Origin of the sequence: Actinocatenispora sera, assembly GCF_018324685.1 — a bacterium.
Taxonomy (GTDB): domain Bacteria; phylum Actinomycetota; class Actinomycetes; order Mycobacteriales; family Micromonosporaceae; genus Actinocatenispora; species Actinocatenispora sera.
Genome location: NZ_AP023354.1, coordinates 958,098 through 974,477, shown reverse-complemented (window position 1 = coordinate 974,477; position 16,380 = coordinate 958,098). Strand labels below are relative to the sequence as shown.

The window sequence follows — 16,380 nt, the reverse complement described above, 5'->3', positions numbered from 1 at the left end:
GCGCCGGAGGGGTCAGGCGGCCGGGTCGCGGCGGAGCAGGGCGAGCAGCGCGACGCAGACCGCGACCACGATCGTGCCGAGCTGAACCAGCACACCCGTACCGAGGTGGGCGGCGCCGGCCCGGTCGAACAGCGGCGTCCAGAGCTGCCAGTAGTGCACCGGCAGTACCTCCTGAACGCTCCGCAGCACCGTGGTGCCGTGGAGAATGCTGGCCGCGATGACGAACGCAACGGCCGCACCGAGCGCCTCGGCGCCGCGGGGCAGCAGGATGCCCAGCGCGAAGGCGATCGTCGCGACGCTCAGCATGCACAGCACGTTGTAGCCGCACGCGACCGACACCCGTACCGCGGTCTCGCCGGCGGTGAGGTCGGCCGCGCCGATGACGTGGAACCCGTGCCAGCCGAAGAGCACGAGGCCGGCCAGCAACCCGGCCAGCGGTACGCACAGCGTCGCCGCGGTGGTCGCGACGCCGAGCGCCGCGAGCTTGCCGGTGAGCAGCCGCCGCCGGCTCACCGGCGCCATGTACAGGTAGCGCAGCGTCCCCCAGTCCCGGTCGGCGGCGCCGATCGCGCTGCCCAGCAGCGCCACCACGACCGGCAGCAGCAGCGGTTCCAGGAACGCGAGGCTGGCGACGGCGTGGTTGAGCGCGGAGTAGCTGGCCGCGCCGAACAGCCCGGCGTTGCCGCCGTTGCGGTGCCCGGCGTTGCCGGCGGTCGCCACACCGGCCGCGACGGGTACGGCGGCGAGGCAGGCCAGCGCGATCAGGGTACGGATCCGCAGCAGCTGGGTGGTCAGTTCAACGCGCAGCACGTTCGTCCTCTTCTCCGGTCATGGTCAGGTACGCCTCTTCCAGCGATCCGGCGGTACCGACCAGGTCGGCCAGCGGTCCGGCGGCGACCAGCCGGCCGTGCCGGAGCACCACCACGTGGGTGGCGAGTTGCTGCACCTCGGCCAGCTGGTGGCTGGAGACGAGGACGGCGGCGCCCTGCCGGGCCAGCGTGGCGAGCCGTTCGCGCAGCGCGCGCACCTCGGCCGGGTCCAGGCCGTTGGCCGGCTCGTCCAGGATGAGCACCTCCGGCTGCCGCATCAGCGCCTGTGCGAGCATCAGCCGCTGTCGCATGCCCATCGAGTAGCCGCGTACCTTCCGGTCCAGCGCGTCGCCCAGCCCGGCCAGCTCCAGCGCGGCGTCGAGCCCGGGTGGCGGCCAGTGCCGGCCGGCCGCCGACCAGAGCAGCCGCAGGTTGGCCCGGCCGGACAGGTGCGGCACGAGCGCCGGCCCGTCGATCAGCACCCCGACCCGGCGCAGTACCGGAGCGCCCAGCGCGACCGGCTCGCCGAGCAGCCGGGCCCGGCCACCGTCCGGTGTGGACAGTCCGAGCAGCATCCGCATGGTGGACGTCTTGCCGGCGCCGTTCGGCCCGAGCAGCGCGCAGACCTGGCCGGCCTCGACGGCGAGGCTGAGGTCGCGCACCACCGGTCGCCGCCCGTACCGCTTGGTCAGGTGCTCGGCGCTGATCATGGTGGCCGTCATCGGGTTGCCTCCCCGTGGTGTGGTCGTTGGTGCCCCGTCGGCCGGGCCGGCACCGCCAGCGCCAGCACGGCGGCGAGCGCCGCCGCGCCGAGCCCGGCACCGAGCGTGAGCCCGACCAGGGTCGGTACGGCCGTCACCGGCCCCAGCCCGAACGCGGCCCGGATCGCGTCACGGAACGCCACCGCCAGCAGGACCGCGGCGCCGCCGGTGGCCAACGACGTCTCGACGGCGCGGCGGGCACGGCCAGCGGCCGGCCGGACGACGAACCCGGCGACGGCGTTGCTGACCAGGCAGAACGCCAGGAGACTGGCCGCCTCGACGACGAAGTACCAGGTGACGAGCAGCGGATCGGTGAGCCTTTCGCCGATGCTCTGGGCGCCGGCGAGCCCGGCTCCGGCCAGCACGCTGACGGCAGCGAACACGGCCAGCGCGTGTCGGCGTACGCGGTCGACCATGGCGGGGCCGGTCCAGCGGCGCGGCAGCGGTGTCCACCGCAGCAGCAGGGCGACGTCACCCAACCAGTCGTGCCGCCACCGGCGGGCCGAGCCGAGCGGCTGGCGACACCGCACGAGCAGCACCGCGGCGCCTGCCACGAGCAGCGAGGTCACCGCCAGGCCGGCGACCAGTACCGAGGTCCAGCCGGTCCGGGCGACGGGCGCCGCACCGAGCACCGCCGCCCACTCGAACGCGGACGCCACCCCGACCAGCGTGGTGATCGTGCCGGCGGCGCGGGCGGTCTGCTGCGCCCGGTCCGGCCCGCCGGGCGCCCGCCATGCGAAGAGCCGCAGCACGACCAGGAGCCCGAGCCACGGGACGGCGAGCTCGGCCAGTCCGACGACCGCGTGGTACGGGTCGTCCCGCCACGGGCTCGCCACCCGCACGGTCCGGTCGTGGGCGGCGAGGACGGTCAGCGCCTCGAAGACGGCGGCCAGGAGCAGGCTCGCGCCGCAGGCGGCCACGGTGGCGCGGCCCTTCCGGTACTCGGGTTCCATGGCCGCGATAGTACGCGCCTCGTAGTACGAGGCAAGTAGTATCGAGGTGCGTACTATGCTGAGGCGGAGACGAGGAGGGCCATGCACAGCAACGACGCGCAGATGCTCGTGCTCACCGTGCTGGCCGACCGGCCGCTGCACGGGTACGCGATCAACGCCGCGATCGAGCAGCTCACCGGCAGCCGGCTCGGCCCGGGCAGCCTGTACGGCGCGCTGTCCCGGCTGGAGGCGCGCGAGCTGATCCAACCGGTCGAGGGCGCCGGCGAGTCCGCCGAGCGGCACCGCACCATGCAGATCACCGGCGCCGGCCGCGAGGTGTTGCGGGCCGAGCTACAGCAGATGGCCCGCGTCTCCGCGGCCGGCCTGCGGGCACTCGGGGCGACGCGGCCATGAGCGCCGCGACGCTGCTCGCGCGGCTCTACCCGCCGGCCGTCCGGGAGCGCTGGGGCGTCGACATCAGCCGCGAGGTGTCCGCCGCGGGCATCCGATCCTGGCCGGACACCCTGGCCGGCGCCGTCCGGCTCTGGCTGCACCCGAGCGACTGGGGCGAGAACCGCAGCGGCCAGACCCGGCGGGTACTGACCGTCATGCTGTTCGCGGTCGTCGCGGCGACCGTGCTCGCGCTGCGCGCCGTCACCCCGTCCGCCGCGCTGACCGCCGACGTCGCCCACCCGGCCACCAGCCTGTGGCTCGCGCCGCTGCTCGCCGGCGTCGCGCTCGGCGCGCCGCTGCCCCGGCTGCGGCCGGCGTCCCTGCGGCAGCTGTCCATCGTGGCAGTCCGCACCCTGGCCGCACCCACCGCGGCGGTCGGCATCCTGCTGACGGTCGCCTGGAGCGGCGTGGCCGAGCACGTCACCGGCCCCGCCGACCTCGCCCTCGTCGGGTACTACTGGGCCACGCTGGCGTTCCTCGCCGTCCGGTGCTGCACCCTGGTCGGCCGGATCTCCACCGCCACCGTCCTGCCGAGCACCCGCCGGCTGTCCGCAGCCCTGCTGCTGTTCGGGCTCGGCCTGGCGATGGCGGCCGGCCAGAACCTGCTCGCCGACGCCCGTACCGGCCTGCACCCGAGCGGACTCGCGGCGACCGCGGTCCTCGCCGCACTCGCCGCCACCGCCGTGATCGCCGGCCACGACCTGCACCGCGGCGAACGCACACCCCACTGACAAGCCCGTCGGCCGACAACCTGCGCCCCGCCCCCAGCATCGATCAAGGACCGGTGACGCGCCGCCGCGCCGACCAGGGGGCCGATGACGCGCCGCCGCGCCGACCAGGGGGCCGATGACGCGCCGCCGCGCCGACCAGGGGCCGGTGGCGCGCCGCCGCGCTGACCAGGGCCGGTGGCGCGGCCCGCTGCCTCGATCCCGGGCTTGTCGGGGCGGCGGGGCTCGGGTACCCGCGTCGATCAAGGGCCGTGGTCGGCAGAGCGTTCAGTCGAGCCAGTCGACGCCGTCGTTGCGGTCCAGCCGGGTCTCGTCGCCGGACGGCGGCGCCGGCCGCGGCTGCTGTTGCGGCCGGCCCGGCTGCTGCTGGCCGGGCTGCCAGACACCGGTCGGTTCGTTCAGCTCCGGCCGCTGCTGCCCGTACTGCTGGCCGCCCTGCCCGTACTGCTGACCCGGCCCGGCCGGTTGCCCGTACTGCTGACCGCCCTGCCCGTACTGCTGGCCCTGGCCGTACTGCCCGGCCGGCTGACCGTAGCCGCCGCCCTGGCCGTAGCCACCGGCCGGCGCGCCGCCGGACTGCGGGTACCCGCCGCCGCTCGCCGGGTTCGCGCCGCTGGCCGGCTGCCCGCCCGGGTAACCGCCGGCCGGCTGCCCGCCCGGGTAACCGCTGGTCGGGGCCGCGCCACTGGTCGGCTGCCCGCCCGGGTAACCGCTGGTCGGAGCCGCACCCGAGCCGGGGTAACCGCTGGTCGGGGCGCCGGACGCGGGTGCCGCGCCGGAGGTCGGCGCGGAGCCGGGACCGCGGCCGTACATGGTGCCCTCGTAGGAACCGCCGACGCCGCGGTCGGACTGCTGCCACGGTTGGGACGGACCTTGTTGCCCGCCGTACGTGCCGGTCGCGTCGCCGGCGGGCGGACCGGCGGGTGGCTGCGCTCCGTACACCTGGGTCTCGCCGCCGTAGACCTGGGTGGCGCCGCTGGGCGCGTCCGCCCCGTACGCCTGGGTCTGGCCGCCGTACACCTGGGTCTGGCCGTTCTCGGCGCCGTAGGCCTGCGTCTGGCCGGCGCCCCCGTACGGCGGGTAGCCGTCGTCGCGGACCAGCGGCCCGTTGTGCACCATCGTCGGCGCGTCGTCGCCGCCGGGCACCGCGCTGATCACCGCGGTCTCGCCGGCGCCGCGCTGCGGGTACCCGGTCGGTTCGGGACCGTCGTTGAACGGCAGGATCCCGTCGCCCGAGCCGCCCGGACCGTCGCCGTCGTCGTCCTTCTTGCGCATCAGCAGAACGATCGCGACGATGCCGCCGACCACCAGCAACGCGCCGAGGATGATCAGGACCCAGACGATGGTGCCGAGCCCGCCGCCGTCGTCCTTCGGTGCCTCGCTCGGCGTCGGCGACGCCGCCTTGGCGTGCGTCTTCGTCGGTTTCGCCTTGGCGATCTTGGTGAGCTTGAACGGGGAGAACGCCAGCGGCTGACCGTTGGTGCCGTTCTGCGTCTGCTTGGCCTGCTTGTACCCGTCGACGTCCACGGTCGCGGTGATCTGCCCCGCGGCGAGCGTCTGGTCGTCGCTCGGCGTCCAGCTGAACTCGCCGTTCGCGTTGGTGGTGGCCTGCCGGCTGGTACCGGCGCTGTCGGTCAGCGTGACCTTGGCGTTGGCGATCGCCGAGCCGTCCTTCGCCGACAGCACCGACCCGGAGATCTGGCCGACCGACTGCGGGGCGTCGTTGGACAGCGTCATGTTGAACGACGCCGAGCCGGGCTGCGGTGCGCCGGCCGCGGTGACCTGCACCTGGCCGCTACCGCTGCGGCTGTCGCCGGCCGCGATCTCGCTCTGCTGCGGCGCGGCGACGGTGACGTAGATAGCCTTCGCCTTGCCCGGGTCCATGTGCCCGACCGGGCAGTTGAGCTGGTTCTGCCCGGTGGCGACGCAGCTGGCGCCCTGCGAGCCCTTGATCGTCACGCCGGAGTCGGCGAGCGGCACGCTGACCACCGCCGAGACGTTCTCCGCGGGCTCGGACGTCTGGATGTTGATGCTGATCGTGCGGTTGTCACCGCCGACCTTCAGGTCGACGGTGTCCGGGCTGGCGCTGACCGACAGGGTGGGTGCGGCGATGGCCGGGGTGGCCGCCACCCCGGCCAGCATGAGCCCGACGGCCAGGCCGACCGCCGTGGCCAGGCTCGCCCGGCGTCGACGCCCGCGGGTGTGCGCTGGCGTTGCCATCTCCACCGCCTCCGGTGTATACGTCCGTCCCAACGCCGGAACTATGCCTTGTCCGCCTGTGAGTTGGCGACCCGACCTGTCAACCGAGTGACCCACGTCGAAGATTCGCCTCGTTCTTCCGGACCCGGAACAAAGCAGCCAACCAACCTGCGACGCGGATGTCTCCCGGCGTTCCCGTCGTACCGTGACGGTATCGTCCCGGCCGTGACCGCCCGTACTCGTTCCCGCGGACCGGACCCGGCCGCGGTCGCCGCGGCCGCCGCCGAGCTGGACGCCGGGCGTACCCCGCCCGCGGCGGTGCTGCGAGATGCGACCAGGGTGCTGTTGGGCTGGCTGGCCGAGCGCGCGCCGGGGCATTCGGTCGAGGTCCGCGTCCCGCCGTACGGGGCGATCCAGTGCATCGCCGGCCCCCGGCACACCCGCGGGACGCCGCCGAACGTGATCGAGACCGACCCGCTGACCTGGGTCCGGCTGGCCACCGGTCGCACCGCGTGGGCCGACGCGGTCGCCGCCGGCTCCGTCCGGGCGAGTGGCGTGCGGGCCGACCTCAGCCACGAGCTGCCGCTGGCCCGGTGAGTCCGACCGTGTGGCTTGCGCCGCTCACGCCACGATCCGGACCATCGTCGCACGGGGGTGGGGGCGCCGCGGGCTGCTCGTACGGCCGCGGGACCGGCGATGATGACCAGAAGTGATCAAACGACGCCTCTATGTCATCGGAGTCGGCTCGCGTACACTGGCCGGCGACGGCTTTCCCCGGCTAGCGAGGAGCGGCAGTGCCCCGAGGCGACGGGCTGCTGACCCACGATCTCGACCCGGACGGCCCCGGCCCGCAGGACGCGTGTGGCGTCTTCGGTGTCTGGGCACCGGGCGAAGAGGTCGCCAAACTCACCTATTTCGGTCTCTACGCACTGCAGCACCGCGGCCAGGAAGCGGCCGGCATCGCGGTCAGCGACGGCTCCGGCGTCGTGGTGTACAAGGACCTCGGCCTGGTCTCCCAGGTGTTCGACGAGGCCTCCCTGGCAAGTCTGTGGGGGCACATCGCGGTCGGCCACTGCCGCTACTCCACCACCGGCGGCCCCGGTTGGGAGAACGCGCAGCCCACCCTGCGGTCCACCACGGCCGGCACCACGATCGCGCTGGCGCACAACGGCAACCTGGTCAACGCGGTCGAGCTGGCCCACCGGGCCGCGAAGCTCGGCCTGGACGCCGGCGCCACCAACGACACCGCCCTGGTCACCACGCTGCTGGCCAGCCGCCCCGACCTGTCGGTCGAGGCGGCCGCGCTGGAACTGCTGCCGACCCTGCGCGGCGCGTTCAGCTTCGTGTTCTGCGACGAGGACACCCTCTACGCCGCCCGCGACCCGCAGGGCATCCACCCGCTGGTGCTGGGCCGGTTGGAGCGGGGCTGGGTGGTCGCGTCCGAGACCGCCGCGCTGGACATCGTCGGCGCCTCGGTGGTCCGCGAGGTCGAGCCGGGCGAGCTGCTCGCCATCGACGAGCACGGGCTGCGCAGCGAGCGGTTCGCGAACCCGGAGCCCAAGGGCTGCCTGTTCGAGTACGTCTACCTGGCCCGGCCGGACACCACCATCGCCGGCCGCAACGTGTACGCGACGCGGGTGGAGATCGGCCGCCGGCTCGCCCAGGAGTACCCGGTCGAGGCCGACCTGGTGATCCCGAGCCCGGAGTCCGGTACGCCGGCGGCGATCGGCTACGCCGACGAGTCCGGCATCTCCTACGGCATGGGGCTGGTCAAGAACGCCTACGTCGGCCGCACGTTCATCCAGCCGTCGCAGACGATCCGCCAGCTCGGCATCCGGCTCAAGCTCAACCCGCTGCGCGAGCAGATCCGCGGCAAGCGGGTCGTGGTGGTGGACGACTCGATCGTGCGCGGCAACACCCAGCGGGCCATCGTCCGAATGCTGCGCGAGGCCGGTGCGCTGGAGGTGCACGTCCGGATCGCGTCGCCGCCGGTCAAGTGGCCGTGCTTCTACGGCATCGACTTCGCCACCCGCGCCGAGCTGCTGGCGAACGGGCTGGACACCGAGGGCATCCGCCGGTCGGTCGGCGCCGACACCCTCGGCTACGTGTCGCTGGACAACCTGATCGCGGCGACCGAGCAGCCCCGTAACCGGCTCTGCCGGGCCTGCTTCGACGGGGTCTACCCGGTCGAGCTGCCGGCCGACACCCTGGTCGGCAAGCACGTCCTGGAAGGCATCGGCCGACGCGCCGACAGTTCGACCGCCACGTCCGGCCCACCGGCCGCCGACGCTGGCGCCGGCCGCCCGAGCGAGGCGCGGCCACAGGCAGCGGATGCCAACCCGGTGTCCGCCGGCCCGGGTGGGGCGGACGCCCTCCGGCGTCCGTGAACGACGTGGGTCGCTCGGCGGCCCACCTGAGGGGAGATTCGGTGACCCAGGTGACCGAGCGAGCTGGTACGACCGACGGCACCAACGGCGAGACGGGTCAGCGAGCGGGTACCGTCCCGTGGTCCGGCACCGCCGGCCGTGGCCGCAAGCGCGGCTCCAGCTACGCCGAGGCCGGCGTCAACATCGAGGCCGGTGAGCAGGCCGTCGAGTTGATGAAGAGCAAGGTGCACAAGACCTTCCGGCCCGAGGTGGTCGGCGGCATCGGCGGCTTCGCCGGCCTGTTCGCGCTGGACACCACGAAGTACGCCAAGCCGCTGCTCGCCTCCTCCACCGACGGCGTCGGCACCAAGCTGCTGATCGCGCAGCAGATGGGCATCCACGACACGGTCGGCGTCGACCTGGTCGCGATGGTGGTCGACGACCTGGTCGTGTGCGGCGCCGAGCCGCTGTTCCTGCAGGACTACGTGGCCTGCGGCGAGGTCGTGCCGGAGCGCATCGTCGAGATCGTCGCCGGCATCGCCGACGGCTGCCGGTACGCGGGGTGCTCGCTGGTGGGCGGCGAGGTCGCCGAGCACCCGGGCATGCTGCGCCCGGACGAGTACGACATCTCCGGGACCGGCATCGGCGTCGTCGACGCCGACAAGGTGCTCGGCGGCGACCGGGTCCAGCTGGGCGACACCCTGATCGCGCTCGGCTCGTCCGGCCTGCACTCGAACGGGTTCTCGCTGGTCCGGCACGTACTGCTGGGCGCCGGCCGGATGAAGCTCGACACCGTGGTGGACGACCTCGGCGTGCAGCGCTCGCTGGGCGAGGAGCTGCTCGTACCGACCCGGATCTACGCGCAGGACTGCCTGTCGCTGATCCAGGAGTGCGACGTGCACGCGTTCGCGCACATCACCGGCGGCGGCATCCCGGGCAACCTGGTCCGGTCGCTGCCCGAGGACCTGGACGCGATCGTGGACCGCTCGTCCTGGCGGCCGCAGCCGATCTTCGACCTGATCGCCACCAAGGGGCGCATCGACGCCGAGGAGATGGAACGCACCTTCAACCAGGGCGTCGGCATGGTCGCCATCGTCGGTCCCGCCGACGTCGACCGGGCGATCTCGCTGCTGGCCGCGCACGACGTGAACGCCTGGGTCCTCGGCGAGGTCGTCGAGGGTGACGGCCGCGTCCAGATGCTCGGCGAGCACACCCGCGGCTGACCCACCTTCGATGGGGAGGGGCGAGCCCGCTCCCCATCGAAGGGTCGAAGCGGGTGGCCTTTGCGCCGTCACCCCGATCGGACGCAGGCGAACGACGGCTGCGTTACCCGACGCATCCGGTGAGCGCGTCGGCGATGGCGGCGCAGATGGGCAGCCCGGTGTGGTGCTCGATCCAGCCCCACTGCCCGTTGGGGTTGAGATCCAGGAAGTACCAGCGCCCGTCCGGCCGCACGACGAAGTCCATGGCGGCGAACCGCAGCCCCAGGTCGGCGAGCATCGCGGCGACCGCGGCGCGCACCCCGTCCGGTACCTCGGCGACGGCGTAGTCGACCGCGTCGTAGTCGGACCGCCAGTCGAGGCGGGCGTCGTCGGAGCGCGCGGTCAGCCGGGCGGCGAAGTACCGGTTGCCGACCACGGTCAGCCGCACCTCGTGCTCCTTGTCGATCCACTCCTGGAACTGGTGCGCCGTGTACCGGACCGAGTCGTCGATCTCGGCGGCGGTGATCGGGCTGGTGTAGATGAACCGGGTGCCGCCGGCGGACGGGAGCGAGCCGCGGAACGGCTTGTACACGGCGCGCGGCAGCCCGGCGACGAACTCCCGCGCGGCGGCCGGATCGGTGGTGATCAGCGTCCGGGGTGTCGCCAGGCCGGCGCGGGCGGCCGCGGCGAGCTGCACCGGCTTGTACTCGGCGTGCTCCATCCGGCCGGGGTCGTTGAGCCAGCGTGGTACGGCGCGGAGCAGCCCGCCGAACCCGCCGCGCGCCTCCGCCGTCGCCCACTCGTCGGCCCCGCTGGTACCGGCGTCGTCGGGACCGGCGGTGTGCCCGGCGTCCGGGCCCCGTCCCGGCGCGCCGGCCCCGGCGGGGCCCTGCGCCGGAGTGCCGTCCGCCCCGCCGGTACGAACGGCGATCCGGCCCGGCCGGCGGTGGTAGGCGCCGACGATGCGGTCCAGCTCGACCGACCGGTACGGCGTGCGCAGCGTCCCGGTCCACCCGCCCGCGCCGTCGAACGTGGCGGACAGCGCGAGCCGGTCCGGGAAGTCCGCCGGGTCGCACCGGAACACCGGTACGTCCCGGCGGTCGAGTTCGGTGATCACCAGGTCGGCGGTGGCGTCCAGCCGGCCGGTGAGCACGAGCACGGTGTCCGGCGCTATCACGTGAACGACTTGTCGAAGATCTCGTCCTCGCGTGGACTCTCGCCGCTGGTCTGCAGGGTCTGGGCGAGGCGGTGGTCGATCAGGGGCAGCCAGCGGTCGCCATCGGCGGCGAGGGAGCGCTGGCTGCGTTCGTCGTAGCGGACGTGGTCGAGGTCGAGCTCGACGCCGGCGCGCGGCGTCCGGGCGAAGCGGAGGCCGAACGGCGTGCCGGCCGTGTCCCGGCTGGTCCGATCGTCTTCGGTGACTGCCCTACTGTCCATACCAGACCCCTTGTTCGCTGTGTGTCACCGTCGCGGATGCGGTGGTGCCCTGCGGTCTTCCGGCGTGGTCACAGACGGTTCCGCGGTGCCGGACGAACAATCCGCCCGTCAGTGTCTCTCGCTGGCAAGCCGGGCGTAAACCGTGCCGGCCGTACCGCTCACGCTGCGCAGCGGCGGTGTTCGTGACTTGGTCAATCTCACGGTCGGTTTGCCGGCCATCGGGGAGATTCGGCACGCTCCGCCGCTAGCGATCCGCGCCGGTACAGGATACGAATACCTACGTGGCCTTCGACATCAGCAACTACAAGAACAACTCGGTGCGGGTCAAGTTCGACGACGTCGATTACGACTCGTTCCGAGAACGACCGCTCACCCCGGCGGCACTGCGCACTCTGCGTTACATGTCCGACGTAGAGAGCCATACGATCTGTTACCTGCGTGACCTGCTCGTCACCCCGTCGCACAAGGACCCGGAGGTGACCGCGTTCCTCACCCACTGGGCGTACGAGGAGTTCTGGCACGGCGAGGCGCTCGACGAGGTGCTGCGGGTGCACGGCATGCTTGCCGACTACGCGCACATCCGTGAGGTGCGCCTCGCGCAGGGCGTCAAGGACCGGCTGGCACCGATCAACCAGGCGCTCGCGGCGAACATCATCGGGGAGGATTTTGTCGCCGTGCACATGTCCTGGGGTGCGATCAACGAGTGGTCGGCGCACTCCGCGTACGCGCGAATGATGCAGCGGGAGGACCACCCGGAGCTGACCAAGCTGCTCAAGCGGGTGCAGCAGCAGGAAACCCGGCATCTGGCCTTCTACGCCTCGCAGGCGAAGGACCGGCTGGAGCGTTCCGCCAAGGCGCGCAAGCTGACCCGGTTCGCGATGAAGGCGTTCTGGGGCCCGGTCGGTTCGACCATCGAGCCGAAGCGGGAGACCGCGTTCGTGCTGAACTACCTGATGGGCGGGCCGGAGGGCGCCAAGCACATCGAGCGGATCGACCGCAAGATGGACGAGCTGCCCGGCCTCGGCGGGATGAACCTGGTCCGCAAGGCGATCGCGAAGTTCGGTGTCGGTCCGGGTGTCGCGGAGCGGCAGCAGTCGCTGCTGCACCGGCTCAGCGGGCTGCGTGCGGTGGCCGCGCCGCGGGCACGCACCGTGGCCGGCGCGCTGACCCGGCCGATCGAGGTCCCGCCGGCGGCGCCGAGTTCCGGCGAGCCCACCGCGACCGCCTGACCGGCTGCCGGGCGCCGCAGCGCCCGGTGGGCAGGCAACGGGCCACCCGGTCCTCGTCGACCGGGTGGCCCGTTTCTGCTGTCGATCTCTTTCGCCGACGGACTCGCGGGTCCGGTGCCGGGGCACGGTGGATCGCGGTGGCTGCCGCGTCGGAACCGTGCCGCTGGCACGCGGTCGGTCCGCACGGATTCGTGCGGACCGGCGAGGTGGCCGGAAGGACCGGCCCTGTCGGCGTGGACGAAAGGCGAGGCGATCAGCGGCCGTTGGCGGCGCGCTGCCCCGACTCCTCCTCGTACGAGTCGTACGAGTCGCCGTATTCGTCCACGCTGTTGAGATCGTCCCCGTTGGAAGGACCGCTCCCCAGTTCGCGCTCAAGCGCCCCGAGGTCGGTATCAGGGGTGTGGTACTTCAGCTGCCGGGCCACCTTTGTCTGCTTGGCCTTAGCTCGGCCGCGCCCCATGGCTCGACCCCCTCACGCGGTAATGACGGGGTGCCGGAGGCGACCCCGGTGACTTAGGCATCTCTCGTGGCTAATACGGTACAGCGCCGGTCCGGGATTCGGCACCTCGCCCCACCCTTGAGTGAGCCATCGGTGGCAGACCACACAGCGGCCCCGGCGCGATGCCGCACCGGGGGCGTCGAAGTAATGGGTACGAACGGTCACCGGCCGCTACCGACCGGTGCCCCGGGCCGGCCCCGCTGGGAGCCGGCGGTACGGTTGCTGCTCAGTGAGCGGGCAGCAGGATGCCACGCAGCCGACCGCACTCGGCCATCCGGCGCTCGGCGAGCCGATCCGCGGCAACCGCGGGCGGCACCCCGTCGCTGTCCGACAGCGCCAGGATCTCCTTGGTGGTGTCGAAGATCTTGCTGGCCCGCGACTTGGCCCGGTCGAAGTTGAAGCCGTCGATCTCGTCCGCGACCTGGATCACACCGCCGGCGTTCACCACGTAGTCCGGCGCGTACAGCACGCCGCGGTCGGCGAGCACCTTCTCGACGCCGGGGTGGGCCAGCTGGTTGTTCGCCGCACCGCAGACGATCTTGGCGCGCAGCGCGCCCACCGTCTCGTCGTTCAGGGCGCCGCCCATGGCGCAGGGCGCGTACACGTCGATGTCGGAGGCCAGCAGCGCGTCGGTGTCCGCGACGACGTCGACCTGCGGGAACGTACTGCGCATCCACTCGGTCGCGGCCGGGCTCGGGTCGGTCGCGACGATCTGGGCGCCGTCCTCGGTGAGGTGCTGCAGCAGGTACCGGCCGACCTTGCCGACACCGGCCACGCCGACCCGGCGGCCGCGCAGGGTCGGGGTGCCCCAGGCGTGCTCGGCCGCGGCGCGCATGCCCTGGAACACGCCGTACGCGGTGAGGATGGACGAGTCGCCGGCGCCGCCGTGCTCGACCGACCGCCCCGTCACGTACCGGGTCTCCTTGGCCACGATGTCCATGTCGGCGACGTAGGTGCCGACGTCGCAGGCGGTGATGTAGCGACCTGCCAGCGACTCGACGAACCGCCCGTACGCGCGCAGCAGCGCCTCGGACTTGATCGTGTTCGGGTCGCCCCAGATCACCGCCTTGCCGCCGCCCAGGTCCAGCCCGGCCAGCGCGTTCTTGTACGCCATGCCGCGGGACAGCTCGAGCGCGTCGTGGACCGCGTCGGCTTCGCTCTCGTACGGGTAGAAGCGGGTGCCACCGAGGGACGGGCCGAGCGCGGTGGAGTAGATCGCGATAATCGCCTTCAGCCCGGACGGCTTGTCCTGACAGAAGACGACCTGTTCGTGGCCGCTGTCGGCGGTGAATACGCCCATCTTTTCGTCACTCCTACGTGTCCTCGGCCGCGTCCTTGTGGGGTGGCGGCGCGCCGCCGGCGGGTCTGCCGGTACAACTGAGCGTAGTGCGCGCGCTCGCCCGGTACGGGGCGACAGGTGCGGTGCATCCCAACTCGCGGACACCGCGTCGGCGGTGAGAGGCTCGGACGTGGCACGATCGGCGCCGTGCCGCCCTTCGCGTCGTACCTTCGCGTCTACGAACCGCTGATCGCGTTCGAGCGTGCCCGCCAGCAACACTGGCGGCGCTACCTGGCGGCCAATCGTGCCGTACCGCAGGCGCTCGGCCCGGCGCGGCAGCGGCGCACCGTGCTGGAGGCGCTGGGCGCCGGCTGGACCAAGCTGCCCGAGCTGCCCGACGAGGCGTACTCGGTGACCGACGGCGAGGTGACCCTGGTCTGCCCGTGGGACCTGCGGGTCCAAGTGGCGCAGGGGGTGCTGTCGGCCCGGCGCGGGGTGCCCGCGGCGCTCGCGGACGCGTTCGTGCCGCCGGCCCTGACCGCGGTGGCGGAGCGGGTGGTGGCCGACTGGCGCACCGCGGCCGATCCGCTGGGCGACCTGCGTACCGGCGGCGCCGCGCTGACCGAGCACGACCAGCTGCTGCACGAGCTGGTGTCCGGCTGGGTGGTCCCGGCCCGCTGGTTCGCCTTCGTGGAGTACGACGAGCGCCGCGCCGGGCTGGCCCCGACCGAGCGGCACGTCCGGTACCGGACGTCGATGGCGCGGGCCCGGCGGCGGGCGCACCGGGCGCTCGCGGTGATGCGCCGGACCGTCGGCGAGCACGCGCCGATGACGCTGGCGGTGGAGAACGACGCGCGCTGGTTGGAGAAGTTCCACCCACGCTCGGTAGTCGAGTTGGACTACGGCGGCCTGGTCTACCTGATGGGTGACCGTGAGTTGCTGGACGACGACTCGCCCCGGGTGGTGGCGGACACCCTGGCCGCACTGGCCCGTGGCGACACGGACGCCGCCGGCGAGCTCTACTCCGACCTGCTGGAACGTTGGCGGAAGGTGCAGCTACGGGAACGCCGCAACTGACCGCACGCCAGTTAATGGGGATAGATCGGACTTAGTTCCTCCTGTTGTCCAGCCCAGTTCATCCGTTCGGCCCATGTCGGACATCGCGGACAGGACGGACCATGGAAGAGCGTCGGCCGGCGGGACCCCGGTCGATGGCTGAGAGTAATCAGGAGGAATAACCGATGGCATCGCGTACGCATGAATCCGAGCCGCTGCTCACCCCGGCGGAAGTGGCCTCGATGTTCCGGGTCGACCCGAAGACCGTGACCCGGTGGGCCAAGGCCGGCAAGCTGAGCGCCATCCGGACGCTTGGTGGCCACCGGCGCTACCGCGAGTCTGAGGTGCGGGCTCTGCTCCAGGGGCAGATCCCCACGCAGCGACAGGGCGAGTAGAACAACCGATCCGTCGCCCCGGCGGCGGATGGTGGCGAGTCGGTACCGCACACCCCCGAGCGGCGGCGAGGAGGATCCGGCACCGACTGTCCGTCACGAACACGGCGCAACCAGGACGCACCCCCCACCAGGCGGGTGCGTCCTTTCGCGCGCCCAGCCGTTCCGGCGTCGACCATGGTGCGGTACCGCCTGGCCAGCGCTTTCCGGCCACCTTGCGCCCCGCTCGACAGGGCCTGGCGGCGTCACCAGCGGCCGAAGTGGACCACGTCGTCGAACGGGCGGTGGCCGCGGCGCAGCGACGGCGAGCGCGGGTCGGGCGCCCGGTAGCCGATGGTGAGCGCACCGATCGGCTGGTACGGCTCCGGCACGCCGAAGGCGGCGCGGAACGCGTCGATGCGCTCCGGCGGGATGCCGAAGAAGCACGCGCCGAGCTCTTCGTCGACCGCGGTGAGCAGCATCAGCAGGGCGGCGAACCCGGTGTCGATGTGCCAGTACGGCACCGGCCAGCGCGCCTCGTCCCGGTCGGTCCAGCCCTTGTCGGGCTCCGCGTACCGGTCGAGGTAGGCGTCCCGGTGCGACAGCGGCACCACCAGCAGTGGTGCGGTCGACATCCGGGCCAGCCACCTCGAGGGCGCGTCCGGCGTCGAGTCGTCCGGCGCGGTCGCCGCCCAGAACCGGGCCCGGTCCTCGGCCGACTCCAGTACGAGGAAGGCCCAGCCCTGGGAGAACCCGGCGGACGGCGCGCGCAGCGCGTGCCGCAGGATCCGGTCTCGGACGTCGGCGGGCACCGGACGATCGGGGTCGTAGTTGCGGACCATCCGGCGACGCCGGACGACTTCGGCGAACTCCATGCATGGCAGGCTACGGCTCCCGAGTCACGACTACTGCGCGTGCGTTCTGTGACACGTACCGCCGAACACGATGGGGGAGTTGCCCACCGGTACGCCTTGATCAACAGGGCGGCCGGACGGACGATGAGAGGTGCCGCCGGGCGCGATGGCGGTGGTGGAGGTGGGGCGATGGGGAGGCAGGCCG

At 72.9% G+C, this 16,380-nt stretch carries 17 protein-coding genes; 8 read left to right on the top strand and 9 right to left on the bottom strand.

Features of this window, described 5'->3' with window-relative positions:
- Window positions 1–12: 12 nt before the first annotated feature.
- From Asera_RS04535 to Asera_RS04525, 3 genes are read right to left on the bottom strand one after another with little or no spacing between them, the layout of a single operon-like run.
- Complete coding sequence (locus Asera_RS04535) at window positions 13–810, bottom strand: ABC transporter permease (RefSeq protein ID WP_030448426.1); 798 nt, start codon at window positions 808–810, stop codon at window positions 13–15.
- On the bottom strand, window positions 797–1,531 hold the full coding sequence (locus Asera_RS04530) for an ABC transporter ATP-binding protein (RefSeq protein ID WP_051802735.1): 735 nt from the start codon (window positions 1,529–1,531) through the stop codon (window positions 797–799). Before Asera_RS04530 ends, Asera_RS04535 begins: the two co-directional genes overlap by 14 nt.
- Window positions 1,528–2,523, bottom strand: coding sequence for a hypothetical protein (locus Asera_RS04525; RefSeq protein WP_030448424.1), 996 nt, complete (start codon window positions 2,521–2,523; stop codon window positions 1,528–1,530). Before Asera_RS04525 ends, Asera_RS04530 begins: the two co-directional genes overlap by 4 nt.
- Before the next feature lie 81 nt (window positions 2,524–2,604).
- Here Asera_RS04525 and Asera_RS04520 point away from each other — a divergent pair, with 81 nt between their 5' ends.
- Window positions 2,605–2,916, top strand: a complete 312-nt coding sequence (locus Asera_RS04520) for a PadR family transcriptional regulator (RefSeq protein ID WP_030448423.1) — start codon at window positions 2,605–2,607, stop codon at window positions 2,914–2,916.
- Window positions 2,913–3,686 carry a hypothetical protein gene (locus Asera_RS04515; RefSeq protein WP_030448422.1) on the top strand — a complete coding sequence of 258 codons (774 nt, stop codon included), beginning with the start codon at window positions 2,913–2,915 and terminating at the stop codon, window positions 3,684–3,686. Before Asera_RS04520 ends, Asera_RS04515 begins: the two co-directional genes overlap by 4 nt.
- Before the next feature lie 264 nt (window positions 3,687–3,950).
- Here the strand turns inward: Asera_RS04515 and Asera_RS04510 are convergent, their stop codons facing one another.
- Window positions 3,951–5,903 carry a carboxypeptidase regulatory-like domain-containing protein gene (locus Asera_RS04510; RefSeq protein ID WP_157035059.1) on the bottom strand — a complete coding sequence of 651 codons (1,953 nt, stop codon included), beginning with the start codon at window positions 5,901–5,903 and terminating at the stop codon, window positions 3,951–3,953.
- Window positions 5,904–6,107: 204 nt separating this feature from the next.
- Here Asera_RS04510 and Asera_RS04505 point away from each other — a divergent pair, with 204 nt between their 5' ends.
- The 3 genes from Asera_RS04505 to purM all read left to right on the top strand — a co-directional run bounded on the left by Asera_RS04505 (window position 6,108) and on the right by purM (window position 9,471).
- Window positions 6,108–6,479, top strand: coding sequence for a sterol carrier family protein (locus tag Asera_RS04505; RefSeq protein WP_051802734.1), 372 nt, complete (start codon window positions 6,108–6,110; stop codon window positions 6,477–6,479).
- Between the two features lie 197 nt (window positions 6,480–6,676).
- A complete protein-coding gene (gene purF / locus Asera_RS04500) occupies window positions 6,677–8,269 on the top strand; it encodes an amidophosphoribosyltransferase (protein WP_030448419.1) in 1,593 nt (530 codons plus the stop codon).
- Window positions 8,270–8,310: 41 nt separating this feature from the next.
- Window positions 8,311–9,471, top strand: a complete 1,161-nt coding sequence (gene purM / locus Asera_RS04495; protein ID WP_030448418.1) for a phosphoribosylformylglycinamidine cyclo-ligase — start codon at window positions 8,311–8,313, stop codon at window positions 9,469–9,471.
- A 103-nt stretch (window positions 9,472–9,574) separates the two neighbouring features.
- On the opposite strand, the gene Asera_RS04490 is transcribed toward purM, so the two are convergent.
- A complete protein-coding gene (locus tag Asera_RS04490; RefSeq protein ID WP_035297929.1) occupies window positions 9,575–10,627 on the bottom strand; it encodes an MvdC/MvdD family ATP grasp protein in 1,053 nt (350 codons plus the stop codon).
- Window positions 10,624–10,887: a hypothetical protein gene (locus Asera_RS04485; RefSeq protein ID WP_030448416.1), complete on the bottom strand. Its 264-nt coding sequence runs from the start codon at window positions 10,885–10,887 to the stop codon at window positions 10,624–10,626. Before Asera_RS04485 ends, Asera_RS04490 begins: the two co-directional genes overlap by 4 nt.
- A gap of 281 nt (window positions 10,888–11,168) precedes the next feature.
- On the opposite strand from Asera_RS04485, the gene Asera_RS04480 reads away from it, so the two are divergent.
- The gene (locus Asera_RS04480; protein ID WP_211255715.1) at window positions 11,169–12,116 is read left to right on the top strand and encodes a ferritin-like domain-containing protein; all 948 of its coding nucleotides are present in this window, start codon (window positions 11,169–11,171) and stop codon (window positions 12,114–12,116) included.
- Window positions 12,117–12,369: 253 nt separating this feature from the next.
- On the opposite strand, the gene Asera_RS04475 is transcribed toward Asera_RS04480, so the two are convergent.
- Entirely contained in the window at window positions 12,370–12,576 is a 207-nt protein-coding gene (locus tag Asera_RS04475) for a DUF3073 domain-containing protein (RefSeq protein WP_030448414.1), read from the bottom strand.
- A 265-nt stretch (window positions 12,577–12,841) separates the two neighbouring features.
- Window positions 12,842–13,915 carry a Glu/Leu/Phe/Val family dehydrogenase gene (locus tag Asera_RS04470; RefSeq protein WP_030448413.1) on the bottom strand — a complete coding sequence of 358 codons (1,074 nt, stop codon included), beginning with the start codon at window positions 13,913–13,915 and terminating at the stop codon, window positions 12,842–12,844.
- 186 nt (window positions 13,916–14,101) lie between these two features.
- Between Asera_RS04470 and Asera_RS04465 the strand changes: the two genes are divergently transcribed.
- On the top strand, window positions 14,102–14,971 hold the full coding sequence (locus tag Asera_RS04465; protein ID WP_030448412.1) for a DUF8083 family protein: 870 nt from the start codon (window positions 14,102–14,104) through the stop codon (window positions 14,969–14,971).
- 164 nt (window positions 14,972–15,135) lie between these two features.
- Entirely contained in the window at window positions 15,136–15,345 is a 210-nt protein-coding gene (locus tag Asera_RS04460) for a BldC family transcriptional regulator (RefSeq protein ID WP_030448411.1), read from the top strand.
- Window positions 15,346–15,587: 242 nt separating this feature from the next.
- On the opposite strand, the gene Asera_RS04455 is transcribed toward Asera_RS04460, so the two are convergent.
- A complete protein-coding gene (locus Asera_RS04455) occupies window positions 15,588–16,196 on the bottom strand; it encodes a nitroreductase family protein (protein ID WP_030448410.1) in 609 nt (202 codons plus the stop codon).
- Window positions 16,197–16,380: the final 184 nt, after the last annotated feature.

Bases quoted from the DNA above. Each gene is read 5' to 3' on its own strand.
- Asera_RS04470 (WP_030448413.1), bottom strand. From the start codon at position 13,915: ATGGGCGTATTCACCGCCGACAGCGGCCACGAACAGGTCGTCTTCTGT.
- Asera_RS04530 (WP_051802735.1), bottom strand. From the start codon at position 1,531: ATGACGGCCACCATGATCAGCGCCGAGCACCTGACCAAGCGGTACGGG.
- Asera_RS04475 (WP_030448414.1), bottom strand. From the start codon at position 12,576: ATGGGGCGCGGCCGAGCTAAGGCCAAGCAGACAAAGGTGGCCCGGCAG.
- Asera_RS04520 (WP_030448423.1), top strand. From the start codon at position 2,605: ATGCACAGCAACGACGCGCAGATGCTCGTGCTCACCGTGCTGGCCGAC.
- Asera_RS04460 (WP_030448411.1), top strand. From the start codon at position 15,136: ATGGCATCGCGTACGCATGAATCCGAGCCGCTGCTCACCCCGGCGGAA.
- Asera_RS04515 (WP_030448422.1), top strand. From the start codon at position 2,913: ATGAGCGCCGCGACGCTGCTCGCGCGGCTCTACCCGCCGGCCGTCCGG.
- Asera_RS04510 (WP_157035059.1), bottom strand. From the start codon at position 5,903: ATGGCAACGCCAGCGCACACCCGCGGGCGTCGACGCCGGGCGAGCCTG.
- Asera_RS04485 (WP_030448416.1), bottom strand. From the start codon at position 10,887: ATGGACAGTAGGGCAGTCACCGAAGACGATCGGACCAGCCGGGACACG.
- Asera_RS04455 (WP_030448410.1), bottom strand. From the start codon at position 16,196: ATGGAGTTCGCCGAAGTCGTCCGGCGTCGCCGGATGGTCCGCAACTAC.
- Asera_RS04525 (WP_030448424.1), bottom strand. From the start codon at position 2,523: ATGGAACCCGAGTACCGGAAGGGCCGCGCCACCGTGGCCGCCTGCGGC.